This window comes from Raoultella sp. T31 (assembly GCF_002806725.1).
In the GTDB taxonomy this organism is placed as follows: Bacteria; Pseudomonadota; Gammaproteobacteria; order Enterobacterales; family Enterobacteriaceae; genus Klebsiella; species Klebsiella electrica.
Genome location: NZ_PIBO01000009.1, coordinates 38,693 through 55,040 on the forward strand (window position 1 = coordinate 38,693; position 16,348 = coordinate 55,040).

The 16,348-nt window shown below is 56.1% G+C and carries 19 protein-coding genes; 8 read left to right on the forward strand and 11 right to left on the reverse strand.

Annotated elements, in window-relative coordinates; all coding sequences use genetic code 11:
* Window positions 1-124: 124 nt before the first annotated feature.
* Window positions 125-415, forward strand: coding sequence for a hypothetical protein (locus CWM52_RS08745; RefSeq protein WP_004862141.1), 291 nt, complete (start codon window positions 125-127; stop codon window positions 413-415).
* 178 nt (window positions 416-593) lie between these two features.
* Window positions 594-1,358 (forward strand): trans-aconitate 2-methyltransferase, encoded by a 765-nt coding sequence (gene tam, locus CWM52_RS08750; protein WP_100683735.1) that lies wholly within the window; start codon window positions 594-596, stop codon window positions 1,356-1,358.
* A gap of 239 nt (window positions 1,359-1,597) precedes the next feature.
* On the opposite strand, the gene CWM52_RS08760 is transcribed toward tam, so the two are convergent.
* The 7 genes from CWM52_RS08760 to sad all read right to left on the reverse strand — a co-directional run bounded on the left by CWM52_RS08760 (window position 1,598) and on the right by sad (window position 8,789).
* Window positions 1,598-2,038, reverse strand: coding sequence for a GNAT family N-acetyltransferase (locus CWM52_RS08760; protein WP_100683737.1), 441 nt, complete (start codon window positions 2,036-2,038; stop codon window positions 1,598-1,600).
* Window positions 2,039-2,332: 294 nt separating this feature from the next.
* Window positions 2,333-3,784, reverse strand: a complete 1,452-nt coding sequence (locus CWM52_RS08765; RefSeq protein ID WP_100683738.1) for a tagaturonate reductase — start codon at window positions 3,782-3,784, stop codon at window positions 2,333-2,335.
* Window positions 3,785-3,886: 102 nt separating this feature from the next.
* Entirely contained in the window at window positions 3,887-4,414 is a 528-nt protein-coding gene (locus CWM52_RS08770; RefSeq protein WP_100683739.1) for a GNAT family N-acetyltransferase, read from the reverse strand.
* A gap of 81 nt (window positions 4,415-4,495) precedes the next feature.
* Window positions 4,496-5,917, reverse strand: a complete 1,422-nt coding sequence (locus CWM52_RS08775; RefSeq protein ID WP_165457208.1) for a GGDEF domain-containing protein — start codon at window positions 5,915-5,917, stop codon at window positions 4,496-4,498.
* 115 nt (window positions 5,918-6,032) lie between these two features.
* The gene (locus CWM52_RS08780) at window positions 6,033-6,389 is read right to left on the reverse strand and encodes a DUF4186 domain-containing protein (protein ID WP_416308797.1); all 357 of its coding nucleotides are present in this window, start codon (window positions 6,387-6,389) and stop codon (window positions 6,033-6,035) included.
* Window positions 6,390-6,397: 8 nt separating this feature from the next.
* A complete protein-coding gene (glsB, locus tag CWM52_RS08785) occupies window positions 6,398-7,324 on the reverse strand; it encodes a glutaminase B (protein WP_100683741.1) in 927 nt (308 codons plus the stop codon).
* Between the two features lie 79 nt (window positions 7,325-7,403).
* Complete coding sequence (gene sad / locus CWM52_RS08790) at window positions 7,404-8,789, reverse strand: succinate-semialdehyde dehydrogenase (RefSeq protein WP_100683742.1); 1,386 nt, start codon at window positions 8,787-8,789, stop codon at window positions 7,404-7,406.
* A 118-nt stretch (window positions 8,790-8,907) separates the two neighbouring features.
* Here sad and ptrR point away from each other — a divergent pair, with 118 nt between their 5' ends.
* Entirely contained in the window at window positions 8,908-9,786 is an 879-nt protein-coding gene (gene ptrR, locus CWM52_RS08795; protein WP_100683743.1) for a putrescine utilization regulator PtrR, read from the forward strand.
* Here ptrR and CWM52_RS08800 read toward each other — a convergent pair.
* Both CWM52_RS08800 and CWM52_RS08805 read right to left on the reverse strand, forming a co-directional pair.
* Window positions 9,740-10,222 carry a GNAT family N-acetyltransferase gene (locus tag CWM52_RS08800; RefSeq protein ID WP_100683744.1) on the reverse strand — a complete coding sequence of 161 codons (483 nt, stop codon included), beginning with the start codon at window positions 10,220-10,222 and terminating at the stop codon, window positions 9,740-9,742. The genes ptrR and CWM52_RS08800 overlap by 47 nt on opposite strands.
* Window positions 10,223-10,372: 150 nt before the next feature.
* Entirely contained in the window at window positions 10,373-11,164 is a 792-nt protein-coding gene (locus CWM52_RS08805) for a PhzF family phenazine biosynthesis protein (RefSeq protein ID WP_100683836.1), read from the reverse strand.
* Window positions 11,165-11,368: 204 nt separating this feature from the next.
* On the opposite strand from CWM52_RS08805, the gene CWM52_RS08810 reads away from it, so the two are divergent.
* Window positions 11,369-12,568, forward strand: coding sequence for a sugar transporter (locus CWM52_RS08810; RefSeq protein ID WP_100683745.1), 1,200 nt, complete (start codon window positions 11,369-11,371; stop codon window positions 12,566-12,568).
* 87 nt (window positions 12,569-12,655) lie between these two features.
* Here the strand turns inward: CWM52_RS08810 and CWM52_RS08815 are convergent, their stop codons facing one another.
* A complete protein-coding gene (locus CWM52_RS08815) occupies window positions 12,656-13,324 on the reverse strand; it encodes a MarC family NAAT transporter (protein WP_100683746.1) in 669 nt (222 codons plus the stop codon).
* A gap of 227 nt (window positions 13,325-13,551) precedes the next feature.
* Between CWM52_RS08815 and marR the strand changes: the two genes are divergently transcribed.
* The 3 genes from marR to marB are packed head-to-tail and all read left to right on the forward strand — an operon-like array spanning window position 13,552 to window position 14,621.
* Complete coding sequence (gene marR, locus CWM52_RS08820) at window positions 13,552-13,986, forward strand: multiple antibiotic resistance transcriptional regulator MarR (RefSeq protein ID WP_100683747.1); 435 nt, start codon at window positions 13,552-13,554, stop codon at window positions 13,984-13,986.
* Window positions 13,987-14,003: 17 nt separating this feature from the next.
* Window positions 14,004-14,384: an MDR efflux pump AcrAB transcriptional activator MarA gene (gene marA / locus CWM52_RS08825; protein WP_100683837.1), complete on the forward strand. Its 381-nt coding sequence runs from the start codon at window positions 14,004-14,006 to the stop codon at window positions 14,382-14,384.
* A 30-nt stretch (window positions 14,385-14,414) separates the two neighbouring features.
* The gene (gene marB / locus CWM52_RS08830) at window positions 14,415-14,621 is read left to right on the forward strand and encodes a multiple antibiotic resistance protein MarB (protein WP_100683748.1); all 207 of its coding nucleotides are present in this window, start codon (window positions 14,415-14,417) and stop codon (window positions 14,619-14,621) included.
* 181 nt (window positions 14,622-14,802) lie between these two features.
* On the opposite strand, the gene CWM52_RS08835 is transcribed toward marB, so the two are convergent.
* Window positions 14,803-15,285 carry a glutathione peroxidase gene (locus CWM52_RS08835; RefSeq protein WP_100683749.1) on the reverse strand — a complete coding sequence of 161 codons (483 nt, stop codon included), beginning with the start codon at window positions 15,283-15,285 and terminating at the stop codon, window positions 14,803-14,805.
* Between the two features lie 396 nt (window positions 15,286-15,681).
* Here CWM52_RS08835 and CWM52_RS08845 point away from each other — a divergent pair, with 396 nt between their 5' ends.
* A complete protein-coding gene (locus CWM52_RS08845) occupies window positions 15,682-16,251 on the forward strand; it encodes a hypothetical protein (protein WP_100683751.1) in 570 nt (189 codons plus the stop codon).
* Window positions 16,252-16,348 lie beyond the last annotated feature (97 nt).

Consider the following 16,348-nt stretch of genomic DNA (forward strand, 5'->3'; position numbering starts at 1 on the left):
AGGCGCACTGACGTGGCGGGTGGCATACCAGAGATCGCGCAATAAAAGATCCGGCCCGTGACGTAACCCAATCCAAATCACTGACCACGATGGTGAGTTCTTGAGCCTGGCGGGAAATACGCAAATGCATCAAAGCTTTAATCAGCGCGTTCATTTCTATTACTGCATCTTAGTCGCGCTGAAAATTCATGGTAAATCAAAAAAATCGGGGGGAATCAGGGGAAAGAACAACTTCCTGCTGAAATGGCTGCGTAAAGCTCAGGACAATAATATCTTCCACCCGGATATCACCAGCGAAATCGAATGGCTACGCGGTAAAATTATCCAGGCCGGATATGACACCGATCTGGAGCCGATGCTGGATTTCGTCTATGCCACGGCAAAACGCGCCGAAGCGCTCAAAGAGAGCGATTAACTCACGCCCATGCCGGGCTCCCCGGCATGGCTCATGCGTACTCCCTACCGCCCGCTCACCGCATGCGTGACATTGTCACAAAAATGGCGACAATTTCCTCATAGCGATGAAAAGACGTTTAATCTGCCGACATTGCCCTCTATGCTGGTGAACGCGTATATTTTACCCGGAGTCACCCATGGCCGACTGGAATCCCTCTCTCTATGTGAAGTTTGGCGCTGAACGTACGCGCCCCGCCGCGGAATTAGTCACCCGTATTGCCCGGCATCCCGTCACATTCGCCGTCGACCTGGGATGCGGTCCCGGCAACAGCACCGCTTTGCTACATCAGGCCTGGCCGGAAGCGACGCTGATCGGCGTTGACAGTTCGCCGGCGATGCTCGAAGACGCCGCCCGGGCGCTACCAACCTGCCGCTTCGTCGCCGCCGATATTCGCCAGTATCAACCCGAACGGCCGGCCGATCTTCTCTATGCCAATGCATCGCTCCAGTGGCTGACGGATCATGAAAGCCTGTTTCCACATCTGGTGAATCAACTGGCGGATAACGGCATGCTGGCGGTACAAATGCCGGACAACTGGCAGGAACCTTCCCATCGGCTGATGCGCCAGGTCGCCCAGGAGATGGGGTTCCAGGAGAGCGGACGTCATCCGCTGCCGGGCGTGCAGGCGTATTACGATATTCTTAGCGCCTGCGGTTGCGAGGTGGATATCTGGCGAACGACATATTATCACCCGCTGGAGTCGCACCAGGCGATTATCGACTGGCTGCAATCCACGGGACTTCGCCCCTATCTGCAACCGCTCGATGCCGGGCAGCAGGAGGCTTTTCTGCAGCGCTATCTGACGCTGTTGCAGCAGCACTATCCGTTACAGTGTAACGGAAAGGTTTTGCTACTGTTCCCGCGCCTGTTTATTGTCGCGCAGCGTAAACCGCGCCTCTGATGGCCGAGACGTCCGGCGGCATAGCCAATGCGTGCTGTGTCGCCGGGCGTCGGTATTGTTTTGCTTGTCGTGGTTACCAGGAAAGATGGTGCACCAGCGAGAGATCCCACGCGGTGGCCAGCAGCGAAAGAAACATAATCAGGTTAATGGCGGTGTCGATGCGTTTTTCCATTTTGATTCTCCTGAGTTGTTTTCAGCCGCCAGGCGACGCTGAACAACGGCTTTTCTTCTAACCTGTCTTAACAGGTGATGCAATAACGCACGTAATCATCGGCGGGAGTGAATTCGTCATACAGTCGGCGGGCCGGATTGTCGGTGCGCGTATGCCAGTAAAGACGCGACCATCCTTGCGCTTTGCCCTCCGACCGTAATGCCTGCATCAACTGGCGGGCGATGCCGCGGCCCCGGACCTGCGGATCGACGAACAAGTCTTCCAGATAGCAAATTGGAGTTTTCACCCAGGTTCCTTCATGGAGAACGCAAATCGCAAACCCCACCACGCGATCGTCAACCACGGCCACACGACCCAGCACCGGCGAGTGGCGGTCCAGCAAACGCTGCCAGGTATATTCCGTGACATCGGCCGGCTGCGGGCTGCCATAAAAAGAGGTATAGCCTTCCCAGAGCAGCAGCCATGACGATTTGTCTTGCGCGCAGACTTCACGAATATCAACAACCATTGTTTTATCTCCTGATGCCCGAACAGCACGGGCGAGCGACTGACACAGTGCAGTTACGATAGCCTATTATTTTCCTGCCCCGCTATTTCTTCAAGCGCCGCAGACACGATTTGCCGTTATTCGTCTTTTTCGGTAAGCGCATTTTCCGCTGCTGAGCGCTAGTCGTTTCAGGTGCTACAGACCGGCAGCTTTTTTTTATTCAGACTTATTGTATGTTGTAACTAAGTTGGGTTGATAAAGAACCCGGCCGTGGCCGGGTCACCTGCAATCAACGGTTTAGACCAGCACTTTAGATCAACACAGCGGCCTCACCGCTTCGCGCATCCCGCGCAGCAGAATGGCGTCAAGATCCTGCGTCACCTGTTCAACCAGGCCGTTAACCTGCGTCAGGTCCTGCTCCCAATGAGAGGTCACCGAGAGCACCGCTTTCACCAGTTCAGCGGTGCTGAGCCGCGCATCACGATGCTGCGCCCACAGCGTCTGGAAACGGGTCATCCATTCGGCATCATCCTGCACCGGATAGCTTTCGCCATTGCGCTCTGCGCGATAGAAGGCAATCAATGCCGCCAGCGCAAAGGTCAGACGCGGCGGTAGTTTACCTGATTTCTCCTGCCCTGCCAGCAGCTGCGGCAGAATGCGGGTGCGGAATTTGGTCATGCCGTTTAGCGCAATGGAGAGCAGCTGATGTTTGATATACGGATTACGAAAACGCCCTGTTACCGCGCGAGCAAAAGACTCCAGTTCAGCCCGCGGCAGGTCGAGTACTGGAATAATCTCGGCATAAATCGCTTTCTCGACGAGGGCGCAGATCTGCGGGTCGCTCATGGCTTCGCCGACGGTATCCAGCCCTGCCTGGTAGGCGACCGGCACCAGCGCGGTATGTGCGCCGTTAAGAATCGCCACTTTCCGCTCTTTATACGGTTTAATATCATCAACAATCAGGACATTAAGCGGCAATTTATCCAGTCGCAGTTCAGCGGCCAACGATGCTGGCCCCTGGATAACAAACAGATAGAAATGTTCGGCGGTGGCGAGAAAACCGTCTTTGTAACCCAGCTGCGCTTCGATAGCCTGGGCCTCATCGCGCGGGTAGCCCGTCACGATACGGTCAACCAGCGTTGAGCAGAAGGCGTTTGCCTCCTGCAGCCAGGTCATAAATGCCGCCGGGAGCGCCCATTCATCGGCATAGCGCAGCACCAGTTCACGCAGCGCTTCGCCGTTATAATCGATCAGCTCGCAAGGAATGATAATCCAGCCTTTATCCTTCGCGCCGGCGAAGTGGCTGTAACGCTCGTACAGCAGCCGGGTCAGTTTTGCCGGATAGCTCACCGCTGGCGCGTCGTCAAACCGATCGCCAGCGTGGTAGCTGATGCCGGCTTCCGTGGTATTGGAAAACACAAAACGCATCTCCGGGTTATGCGCCAGCTGCAGGAACGCGTCGTAGTCAGCGTAAACGCTGATTTCCCGGTTGACCGAACGGATCAGACGCGCTTCGCTGACCGCATCGCCCTGTTCATTCAAACCGCGGATAATGGTGGTGTACAGCCCATCCTGGGTACTCAGCGAGGGAGGAAACGCGCTTTCTATCGGGCGCACAATCACCACGCCGGCGTTCAGGTCGGTATGCTCATTCAGCAGATCAAGCTGCCAGTCGACAAATGCCCGAAGAAAGTTACCTTCACCAAACTGGATGATACGTTCAGGATACTGCGCGCCGGGAAAATCACGACGGTTTAATGTTTTCACAATAGGTTCCCTCGTAGAGTGGTCATACAGCCTGTGCAATTGGTGTAATAACTTAACAGCTTTTCTAAGAGTAAAACCGTGTTTTGATCAAACCTGTCTCGGTTATTGCAGGATCTTATAGAACAGTGAGGTCGCGGTCATCGTTCCATCCGGCATTAACGCATAACGCGGAATTTCCCCGGCTTTTTCCCAGCCGCACTGGACATAGAAGCATTCCGCCCCACTGCCGGTGGCCGTATCCAGTACCAGAACAGACTTCCCCTGTTCGCGGGCAAGCTGCTCCAGGTGATTCATCAGCGCCTTAGCCAGCCCCTGCCGTCGCGCATTTTGGTGAACCAAAAGTTTGGCCACGTCGGCGCGATGAGGCTGGTTTTCCGCTTGATCGATCACCAGCTGTACCGTGCCGACAATCTGCCCGGCATGTTCGGCCACCACGACAAGGCGCTCGCCGGCCGCCACGCTTTCGGCGATACGCAGCCAGAATGCTCGCGCGGTTTGCCGTGAAAAAGGCAGCATAAAACTGACGGAAGCGCCGCCGTTAACGCAATCGGCCAGAATATCGCTCAGTGGGGAAAGGTTTTCGAGAATATCAGCACGCGATAGCGTGCGAAGGGAAAAGGATGCGGTCATTGCTCACTCCATGAAATTGACCACATCACTATGTTTTTAAATAATATTTAACACAAGCGAAATTGTCATCGCGTTTTCTTATTACCGGTTTTCCGCCAGCGTCGGCGTACAAATTCGATTGCGCCCGGCTTTCTTCGCGTTAATAAGATAATCATCGGCAGCCATCAGCAGCTGATTAAACAGTTCGGTGATCCGCCCGTTACTAAGCGGACGACACTCCAGCCCCAGGCTGAGGGTCAGTTTGATCTTGTGCGGCCCCCAGACGAAGGTTTGCGCCGCTACGCCCTGGCGGATTTTCTCCGCCAGCAGTTCGCCCTCGCGCGGCGTCGCACTCAGCATAGCGACGGCGAACTCTTCCCCGCCAACGCGCGCCACCAGTCCCTGTTCGCCCACCAGATCGCGTACCCGCTGAGCGAACTGAGTCAGCACGCAATCCCCGCACTCGTGACCCCAGCTATCATTAACCCGCTTAAAGCCATCGATATCCAGCAACATCACGGTTAGCTGCTGCGTTGCTGATTGCGGTTGGCGTTTCAGCGCCTCACTCAACCCGGAACGTGAGTAAACCCGCGTCTGGAAATCAAAATCAGCCCGCAGCGCCAGCTGTTTCACCAGGTTATTAATCGCGTCAACACTTGAGGCGACAATTACCGGGCTAATTAACATCGCCGCAATGCCCAGCCGGGTCGAGAACAGCTGCCACGGCTGCAGATGCGCATCGGGAGAAAGATGAACTAACGCGTTCGCCACCAGCAGGATCTCACCGATTCCGGTGAGGAAAGTCAGCAGACAGGTCAGCGGCAGCGGATAACGAATCGCACACCAGATCAGCGCCGGCAGCGGGAAAGTGATAGTTTCGGCGCCCCCGACGGCAACGCCAAGAATAATGGACAGCACCAGCACTAAAACCGGTAGCAGCTGACGCCAGCGGAAACCGCTGAGCGTCGAAGGGATAGTCACCGTCAGGATAAACGGCAGGATCAGCACCGCCGTCGAGAACTGTTCGCTAAACCAGTCGCCCAGCAGAGAGAGAAATGTCTCCCGCTCGACATCCATTGAGCCAAGCGTCCCCACCGCGGCGCTGAGAAAAGCCGCCAGCAGGCAATAGCAGAACAAATTCAGCACATTAATCGGGCCTGGCATCGAATCCGTCCGCCGCTTATCCCACAGCAGCAGCTGCGCCAGACTGACGATAAAGACCATATTCGAGAAGTTAATCAGCAGCGAGGCAAAGCCCATTCCCCAGCGCGAGGTCAGGCCGTCGTATACCATCATCGCCACAAAACAGGTGACATAAAAATAGCTACGATTGAGCCAGACATAGCGGACGAAGATCCCGACCATCACGGCATTCAGCGGCCAGAAAAAGGACAGTTCCTGGACCAGACGCAGCATGGCACCAAAAAAATGGAGCAACAACGTTAAGGTGAATAACACCAGTGCGTCACGCACGGGATGTTCCTCACGAAACAGCGTGAATGACCGAATCGACAGTGAAGACATTCAGAGATAATCCGTCTAATTGTTTCAGGCAATTATTATGTTAATAATTAGTTAGCGGATTATCATAGCATGAGAATATTTATCCAGCATCCCCAGGCCGGATAAATGCGCATGATTAGCGTGCGGATGAATTCATCTGGATAACCAGCCAACGATGGATCACCTGCACCACATATTGCTGCTCCCGGTCCGTCAGCTCGCGCCCGGCGGGAATATCGTGCCACTTCGCGAGACAGCCGCGACAGCAGGTGGCGGTGGCATGCTGGGCGATAAACACCGGATGCCCGCGCATCGGCGTCTGTTTACCGTCATTCGCGATCTGCGCTGGCGCCAGACGGCGGGCAATAAAATCCGCCGCGTGCTGGTCGATGGTCTCCGGCCCTTTCTCGACACAGTACTGCCGCTCTTTGCTGCCAAGATGGAAGCGCGAGCGAAAAGTCGAACGCTGGAGGCGGGCAAATAAATAATCCATCTTCTCCATCAGAATACCGACCTTCCCAGGCGTTGCGTCAGCTTTTCCAGCACCGCGATCCCCGCCAGCGAGTTACCGGCCGCATCCAGCTCCGGGCTCCACACCGCGATGGCCATCTCCTGCGGGACGATCGCGACAATACCGCCGCCGACGCCAGATTTCGCCGGCAGCCCGACGCGCCAGGCAAACTCGCCGGCGTTCTGGTACATCCCGCTGGTCATCATTAAGGCATTCACCTGCCGCGACTGGATTGGGGCAATCACCGGGGTCTCCAGATGCGGGGCCACCCCGCGATCGGCGAGAAACAGAAACGTCCGCGCCAGTTCGTGACAGCTCATTTCCAGCGAACAGTAGTGAAAATAGTTTTGCAGCACCGTCGCGACATCATTATCGAAGTTGCCGAATGATTTCATCAGCCAGGCGATCGCGGCATTGCGTGCCGAGTGTTCAAACTCCGAACGCGCCACCAGCGGATCATAGGCGATATCCGCCACTCCGCTCAGACGACGCACGATTTCCAGCATTCTCTGCCGCGGCGCGCTCAGTCGGCTTTGCAACATATCGCAGACCACCAGCGCGCCAGCATTGATAAAGGGGTTACGCGGTTTACCCTGCTCGATTTCCAGCTGTAATAGCGAATTAAACGGTTGTCCGGAAGGATCTTTCCCCACCCGCTGCCAGATCTCATCCTCCTGATAGTGGTTCATCGCCACCACCAGACTCAGCACTTTGGAGATCGATTGAATGGAAAAACGCTCGTGGGCATCGCCGGCGGCATAGTATTGACCATCCACCGTGCAAATCGCCACGCCAAGCTTATTACCGCTGACGTTTGCCAGCGCCGGAATATAATCCGCCACTTTGCCACGCCCAATCAGCGGCCTGATTTCTGCCAGAATTGTCTCCAGCATTGCATTATTAATGACCGTCGCCACACCCGGCTCCTTGCCCGCCGTCAAAATTCGGGCTGCGAGTATAGCAGAGCACGGCGACGATCGTCAGGTGCGTCTTCGGTTAGCGACGGTCTTTCCATACGGTCTGGATATTGCAGAACTCATGCAGGCCAAAGTGGGACAGCTCACGACCAAAGCCGCTCTTCTTCACCCCGCCAAACGCCACGCGGGCATCGCTGGCGCTGTAACCGTTGATAAAGACGCCGCCGCACTCCAGTTCGCGAGAAAAACGCCCGGCTTCATCGACGCTGGCGGTAAACACGGTCGCCGACAGACCGAATTCGCTGTCATTGGCCAGCGTCAGGGCATGGGTGGCGTCGCGCGCCACGGAAATGGTCGCCACCGGGCCAAACAGCTCCTGGCGGAATCCGGTCATCTCCGGGGTCACGTCGCCCAGCACCGTTGGCGCATAGTAGTTGCCCGGCCCGGCGATTTTCTCCCCCCCAAGCAGCAGGGTCGCCCCTTCAGCCAGGGTGGCCGTGACCTGCTGATGCAGCTCATCGCGCAGATCGAAACGCGCCATCGGCCCAAGATAGTTGGCCTCATCACGCGGATCGCCCATCTTCAGCGCCTCAACCGCGGCAACCAGTTTTGTGCTGAAGGCCTCGGCAATCCCGGCCTCAACGATAAAGCGCTTCGCGGCGGCGCAAACCTGTCCGGTGTTTTGATAGCGGCCAATCACCGCGGCTTTGACCGCTTCGTCGAGGTCAGCATCATTGAGGACGATAAACGGATCGGAACCGCCCAGTTCAAGAACGCATTTCTTCAACGCCGCACCGGCCTGGGCACCAATCGCCTTCCCGGCGCGCACGCTGCCGGTTAGCGTCACTGCGGCAATACGCGAATCGTTGATCATCTGTGAGACGCCGTCATTCGTCGCGTTCACCCAGCCAAATACGCCATCTGGCAGCCCCGCCTGATTGACGATTTCGCCAATCAGCGCCGCGCAACCCAGCACATTCGGCGCATGTTTCAACAGATAGCTATTCCCCGCCAGCAGAATCGGCACCGCACCGCGCAGTACCTGCCACAGCGGGAAGTTCCACGGCATAATGGCGAGGATCGCGCCCAGCGGGCGATATTCAATCACCGCATTGTTATTTTCCACCTGAGTGGCTTCAGTCGCCAGCATGGCCGGACCGTGCTCTGCATACCAGTCGCAGAGATTCGCGGATTTCGCCACTTCGCCGCGAGCCTGAGCAATCGGTTTGCCCATCTCAAGGCTGATCGTTTGCGCCATCTCTTCGCCACGGGCGCGCAGGGCGTTACCGATATTACGCAGGGCGTCGGCGCGCTGTGTGAGGCTGACGGTACGCCACTGACGATAGCCCTGTTCAGCAAGCGCAATCGCCGAATCCACCTCTTGTTCGCTCGCCCAGGGCAGAGACGACACCCTTTCTCCCGTGGTCGGGTTGACGGAAACCGCGTGAGTTGCAGATAAATTCATCGTTATGCTCTCTCTGTTAATGACGAATGGTGATTGCGAATTGACCTCATTCTGGCTTACCCTTCCTTTCATTGAAAATGAATAATATTAAGCAACTCATTCACAAAAGAAGAATACTATGGACCTGACCCAGCTTGAGATGTTTAACGCCGTCGCCAGCACCGGCAGCATTACCCAGGCCGCGCAGAAGGTGCACCGCGTGCCGTCAAACCTGACGACCCGTATTCGCCAGCTGGAGGCCGATCTCGGCGTCGAGCTGTTTATTCGTGAGAACCAGCGCCTGCGCCTTTCACCGGCGGGACACAGCTTTTTGCGCTACAGCCAGCAGATCCTCGCGCTGGTCGATGAAGCCCGAATGGTGGTCGCCGGGGATGAGCCGCAGGGGCTGTTTTCGCTGGGTTCGCTGGAGAGTACCGCCGCGGTTCGCATTCCCACGACGCTGGCGCTGTATAACCAGCGTTATCCGAAAATCCATCTCGCGCTCTCTACCGGCCCATCCGGGACGATGATCGATGGCGTACTGGAGGGCACCTTAAGCGCGGCCTTTGTCGACGGGCCGCTGGTCCATCCGGGCCTTGAGGGGTTACCGGTCTTCCCGGAGGAGATGATGATTGTGGCACCCTTCGGCCACCCGCCGATTACCCGCGCCAGCGAAGTGAACGGCAGCAATGTCTACGCTTTTCGCGCCAACTGTTCCTACCGCCGCCATTTTGAAAGCTGGTTCCACGCCGACCGGGCAACGCCGGGGCGGATTCATGAAATGGAGTCCTATCACGGGATGCTGGCCTGCGTCATTGCCGGTGCCGGACTGGCGCTGATTCCGCGCAGTATGCTGGAAAGTATGCCCGGTCATCATCAGGTGTCGGCCTGGCCGCTGGCCGAAGAGTGGCGCTGGCTGACGACCTGGCTGGTCTGGCGGCGCGGCGCGAAAACCCGTCAACTGGAGGCGTTTATAGCGCAGCTGAACGAAGATCGGCAACGAGCAGTTTCTCCATAAACAGGCTCAGCGGATCGGGTTGATACGGAGCGAAGGCGCTGCGGGTCTGATAACCCCAGCGGGTATACAGTCTGATCGCCGCCTGCTGATGGATGCCGGTCTCCAGCCGCACGGTATGGCAGTCCCGGTGCAGCGCTTGCGTTTCCAGCGCCGCCAGCAGCCGTTCGCCAAGCTGTTGCCCGCGATGATGCGGATCGATAAACACCCGTTTCATTTCGCCAACCCCATCGTTGCCGAGCACAATCGCTCCGCAGCCGACCGCCCGTTGCCGGGCATCGCGGATCAGCAGCACAATCACCGACTCCGCCGCCAGCTGGCTCAAATCAACCAGATGGTTACTCTCGGCCGGATAGAGGGATTCCTGATACGCATCCAGACGGGCAATGAGAGCCGTCAGATCCGCATCGTCTATGGCTGTCGGGGCAATGGTGTACATAGGCAAGCTCCTTTTTTCGCCTACTGTAGCGTAGCGCACCCCCCCTGACTCATAGCGTTAACTTATACCGCCCGCCGCCGGGTTACCGGAAAAGGGCCGTTCACTGAACGCGGAAACCAGATACACAGGGACCTCTTTCACGGTATCTCTTTAACGTAGCGTGATGGTGCCCGTCATATACGTTATCGCCTGCCCGCCAATCAACACCCGATCGCCCTGCCACTGGCAGCGCAGATCGCCGCCGCGTGCGGAAACCTGCCGCGCCTGCATGGTCGTCTTAGCCAGTTTCTCCCCCCAGTAGGGGATCAGCATACTGTGCGCCGAGCCGGTCACCGGGTCTTCGAAAACACCCTCGCCAGGGCAGAAAAAGCGGCTCACAAAATCATATTGCTCATCGGCGGCGCTGACGCAGATCATTTTGCCCGTCTGCGCAAGCAACGACATATTCGGCCGCACGGCCTCAACCTGCTGGCGATTTTCGAGGACCACCAGATAGTCCCGCCCCTCGCGAATCTCTACCGCGGTGTCCAGCCCCAGCCCGGCAAGCAGCTCCGGCGGCGGCGCGCTAACCGGAGTGGTTTGCCACGCCGGGAAGTCTAACGTCAGCCAGTCGCCGTTGCGCGTCACCCGCAGCTCCCCGACAAAACGGGTACTGAACACGATAGTGGCGTAAGGATGGTCGAGATATTCAAAGATAATATGCGCCGAGGCCAGCGTGGCATGGCCGCAGAGGTTAATCTCATGCTGCGTGGTGAACCAGCGCAGCTCATAACCCTCATCGGTGCGCACAAAAAAGGCGGTCTCAGACTGGTTGTGCTGCTGCGCCATGCTCAGCAGCGTTTCGTCCGGTAACCATTCGGTGAGTGGACACACCGCGGCGGCGTTGCCGCCAAAATTGCGATCGCTGAAAGCATCTACCAGGTAAAAATCAATTTCCTGCATCATACAACTGTTCCTGTTTTTTACTTTTCTTCAACATGACATAAAAGCGGAGCATGTACACGATCTATATAAAAATGAATCCGTTAGCTTTTCGCTGCCACCGGCGACATAATGAGATCCAGATCACAAAACGATTGTATTTTCACCAGCAATCGTTTTAAGATCGCGCCCTCTTCTTCCTCTTTAGTAACCAGCGCAGAATCTATGATTACAAACACGGTTTCACGCAGAGTCGCGTGGCTTCGGGTAGTCACGCTTGCGATCGCCGCTTTCATCTTTAATACGACTGAATTCGCTCCGGTCGGTCTGCTGTCCGATATTGCCGACAGTTTCAGCATGGAAACCGCGCAGGTGGGCATGATGCTGACCATCTATGCGTGGGTGGTCGCGTTAATGTCGCTGCCGTTTATGCTGTTGACCAGCCAGATGGAGCGTCGCCGTCTGCTGATCGGCCTGTTCATTCTGTTTATTGCCAGCCATGTGCTGTCGTTCTTTGCCTGGAGCTTTAACGTTCTGGTGATCAGCCGCATCGGTATCGCCTTTGCGCACGCGGTCTTCTGGTCGATAACCTCGGCATTGGCAATCCGTCTGGCACCGCCGGGCAAACGTGCCCAGGCGCTGAGTCTGATTGCAACCGGCACCGCTCTGGCGATGGTATTCGGCATTCCTGTCGGCCGTATTATCGGACAGTATTTTGGCTGGCGGATGACCTTCCTGGCGATCGGCCTGGGCGCGCTGGCGACGCTGGTATGCCTGTTCAAGCTGTTGCCAGGACTGCCCAGCGAGCATTCCGGTTCGCTGAAAAGCCTGCCGGTATTGTTCCGTCGCCCGGCGCTGCTGAGCATCTATCTGCTGACCGTCATTGTGGTGACCGCGCATTACACCGCCTACAGCTATATTGAACCGTTTGTACAAACGGTAGCCGGTATGAGCGGTAATTTTGCCACCGTGTTGCTGCTGATCCTTGGCGGCGCGGGGATCGTCGGCAGCGTGCTGTTTGGCAAACTGGGCAACAAGCATGCTTCCGGGCTGATTAGCAGCGCCATTGGCCTGCTGCTGATCAGTCTGCTGCTGCTGTTGCCGGCTGCGCAAAACGCCCACCACCTGATCATATTGAGCCTCTTCTGGGGCATCGCAATCATGATTATTGGTCTGGGGATGCAGGTCAAGGTTCTGGCGCTGGCGCCGGATGCCACCGATGTGGCGATGTCGCTGTTTTCGGGGATCTTTAATATCGGTATCGGCGCGGGGGCGCTGGTTGGTAGTCAGGTCAGTATCCATCTTTCAATGGACTCTATCGGCTACATCGGGGCGATTCCGGCGCTGGTGGCGCTGGTGTGGTCAATCATGATATTCCGCCGCTGGCCGGTGTCGCTGGACGATCATCAGCCCCACCACTCCTGAACGGGGTGAAGCGATAAAAAAGCCTGCCGATGCAACAACCGGCAGGCTTTTTTGTTCGCGGGCCGAAACGCCGCGACGGCGACGTTATCAGGCGTGATAGGTCGTAATAATTTCCAGCACGCCGTTGATAATAAACTGTACGCCCATGCAGACCAGCAGAAAGCCCATCAGGCGCGAAATCGCTTCGATTCCCCCTTTCCCGACCAGCCGCATGATAGCCCCTGAACTGCGCAGGCAGGCCCAGAGGATAATGCCGACCAGCGCAAAGATAATCGGCGGCGCGACCATCACCACCCAGTGCGAAAAATCGACGCCATGTTTCACCGTCGATGCGGTGCTGATAAGCATAGCGATGGTCCCTGGCCCGGCGGTGCTCGGCATGGCCAGCGGCACAAACGCGATATTGGCCGACGGTTCATCGACCAGCTCTTCGGATTTTATCTTCGCTTCCATCGAGTCATGCGATTTCTGCTGCGGGAAGAGCATCCGGAACCCGATGAAGGCAACAATCAAGCCACCGGCAATCCGCAGGCCGGGAATCGAGATACCGAAGGTACTCATCACCACCTGACCGGCATACCATGCAACCATCAGGATAATGAATACGTACAGCGAGGCCATCAACGATTGTTTATTGCGCTCCTCGTTGTTCATATTGCCAGCCAGCCCAAGGAACAACGCAACGGTCGTCAGTGGGTTCGCCAGCGGTAAAATGACCACCAGCCCCAGACCTATCGCCTGAAAGAGTTCAATCATAATTAATTAAGGCCCCGTTAATCGTTCGCTATTTAAAGTCTCGCCGCGCAAGTATAACTTTTGTCGTCAATACCATTCCAGCCCTTATCGTCCGGACTCCGGGCCGCTTCAGCCCGGGTCAGAAATCCGCTTTAGCAAATCGTGTCATCAGCTAATTCATCAGGTTGACATATTATTGCCTGGGCAATAATATCAGCAGCAATTAACTACTTGCCTGGGCAACCATTGTGAAAAACACAAGCGATCTGTTTAACGAAATGATCCCCCTCGGGCGCTTGATCCAGATGGTTAACCAGAAAAAAGATCGTCTGCTCAACGAATATCTCTCACCGATGGATATTACTGCCACCCAGTTTCGGGTGCTTTGTTCCATTCGTTGCGAAGTATGTATTACCCCCGTTGAGCTGAAAACCGTGCTGTCGGTCGACCCAGGCGCAATGACGCGCATGCTCGACCGTCTGGTCTGTAAAGGCTGGATTGAACGGTTACCCAACCCCAATGACAAACGCGGCGTGCTGGTGCAGTTAACGCCAGACGGAGCGGCCCTTTGTGAGCAGTGTCATCAGGTTGTGGGTCAGAAATTGCACCAGGAATTAACAAAAAATCTGTCGGCGGATGAAGTGGTCAACCTTGAGCATTTACTCAAAAAAGTCCTGCCGTAATAAGAAGAGGTAAGATGATGTCCAGACGCAATAATGACGCCATCACTATCCATAGTATTTTGTCGTGGATTGAAGATAACCTGGAATCGCCCCTGTCGCTGGAAAAAGTGTCCGAGCGTTCTGGTTACTCCAAATGGCACCTGCAAAGAATGTTTAAAAAAGAGACCGGCCACTCCTTAGGCCAGTACATCCGCAGCCGCAAGCTGACGGAAATCGCGCAAAAACTCAAGCAGAGCAACGAGCCGATTTTATACCTGGCAGAGCGTTACGGTTTCGAATCGCAACAGACGCTGACGAGAACCTTTAAAAACTACTTCGACGTTCCGCCGCACAAATATCGCATGAATAATATGCCGGGTGAATCCCGCTATCTGATGCCACTAAACAACTGCTGTTAAGCGCCTGCAACAAGACGTATTGAGGAAATCATGAAACTATTCGCTGCCGCTGCCATTGTCCTGGGCGCCCTGGTCTCCAGCCAGAGCTATGCGGAGCAAACCACTACCCCGGTTCGCCACACTCAGCGCGATGCGATGATTATGCCTTCCGAACATAACGACTCGCCATTTGATTTCAATCATATGGCCGCCGGTAGCGACAAATCGGATGAGCTGGGCGTACCGTATTACAATTAACTGCACTACCCGAGCATTTTGCCCCGTTTACGGGGCTTTTTTTTGCGCATCTGACGCCAACCCGCAGCCTGCGGCGCGTCGGTATGCTGCCAGACGCCTGTTCCCTTGCTCGCTCCCTTTTTGATGCCCTGCGGTTTACCGGCAGTGCTCTAAAAATGACGGGTTTGTTTGACAAAAACGCTTAGCGTTTAAGCGCAGCAACGATTGCGGCTTCCATTTTCTCAGGGGTGGCGATCGGCGCAAAACGCCGGAGCGGTTTGCCGTCGCGTCCGATCAGGAACTTAGTAAAGTTCCACTTGATCCGCCCTCCCAGCACACCGGGCAATTCGCCTTTCAGGTAACGAAACACCGGGTGCGTTGCGGCCCCGTTCACCGCCACCTTCTCAAACATCGGGAAGCTCACACCGTAGTTAATATGACAGGTCTGCGCGATTTCGTCGGCATCGCCGGGTTCCTGCTTCCCGAACTGGTTGCAGGGGAAACCCAGTATCACCAGGCCCTGGTCGGCGTACTTCTTGTAGAGCGCTTCAAGGCCTGCGTATTGTGGCGTGAAGCCACAGTGGCTGGCGGTATTCACCACCAGAACCAGCTTGCCCGCGTAGTCGGCCATAGCGATGGGCTGGCCCCGCAGACTGGTGGCAGTAAGTTCATAAAAGGGAGTCATGGCGGGATCCTCAGGGCAAAAGCCGTTCAACATCGACATTGCCACGCAGTGCGTTGGGTATGAACATAGCGCGTGGAACGCGGGCATGGCGGGCAGACCCTGCTCATGATAACGTGGCAGGTCCGCATTCGCGAGGGCGAACTTGACCGCGAGGGCAAACGCACCGTGGCACTTAACATGTATCAGCTGATGCATGGCCTGCAGGCCGCTAACATCAGAGACTGCAGCAGTCCGATAAGCGCTGTGCGTTGAGCAAGATGCAGGGTGGCCCCATGCTAAATCGAATGATTGAAGCAGGTTCGGACGCTATGATAAACAGCGATGGACATTAGTAAGTCGCGTCTTAAAGAGATTCATCGGTTGTCCCAGAGGAAACAGCAAACAGGAATGGTTGAAATGATGAAATATTTATCGCTGCTGGTCGCAGTGATTCTGTCAGGGTGCGCAAGCGCGCCAAACTTGCCGCCTACCGATACCATCGTGGCGGTGAAACCTATTGAGTCCGGCATTATCGCCAGCTCAGCTAAATACAGTTACCGTTTCTTTCGTAACGGCGTGCCGCAGGAATATCAGCGTTATAAAACATTTTATGACCGCTTTCATCAACAGGCCTCCGGTGTGCGGGTTAACTTTGTAGTAGAGCAACATGAAGTGGCGGCAGAGTACCTGGTGGTGATGGATAAACGCAAACTGGATGCCGGGCAGCTTACGCTGCTGACCAATGAGTATCAGGCGGTGCAGATGGATAACGATCGCCTCGGTGTTTTGTTTAAAGCGACAGGATTTTGGTCTGCATCGCACGCACCAGAACTGGCAGCTCCGTATCAGCTGGAACACCCGGTAGTGGTCTCAATTAATGATAAGACCCAAACTCTGAGCACGGCAGGAACCATCGCCCTGATCCCTTTAGCCCCCTTGTTTCCGCTGGTCATGATGTACGGATGCGCCACTGGGCCCTGTATATGAAACTCACGACGTCTTAGACGACCTGGCTGCGGAAGCACGTCTGGTCTTTGCTGCATTTGGGCGGGAGCAGACGGCAAGTCCCCCCCTCAAACAAACC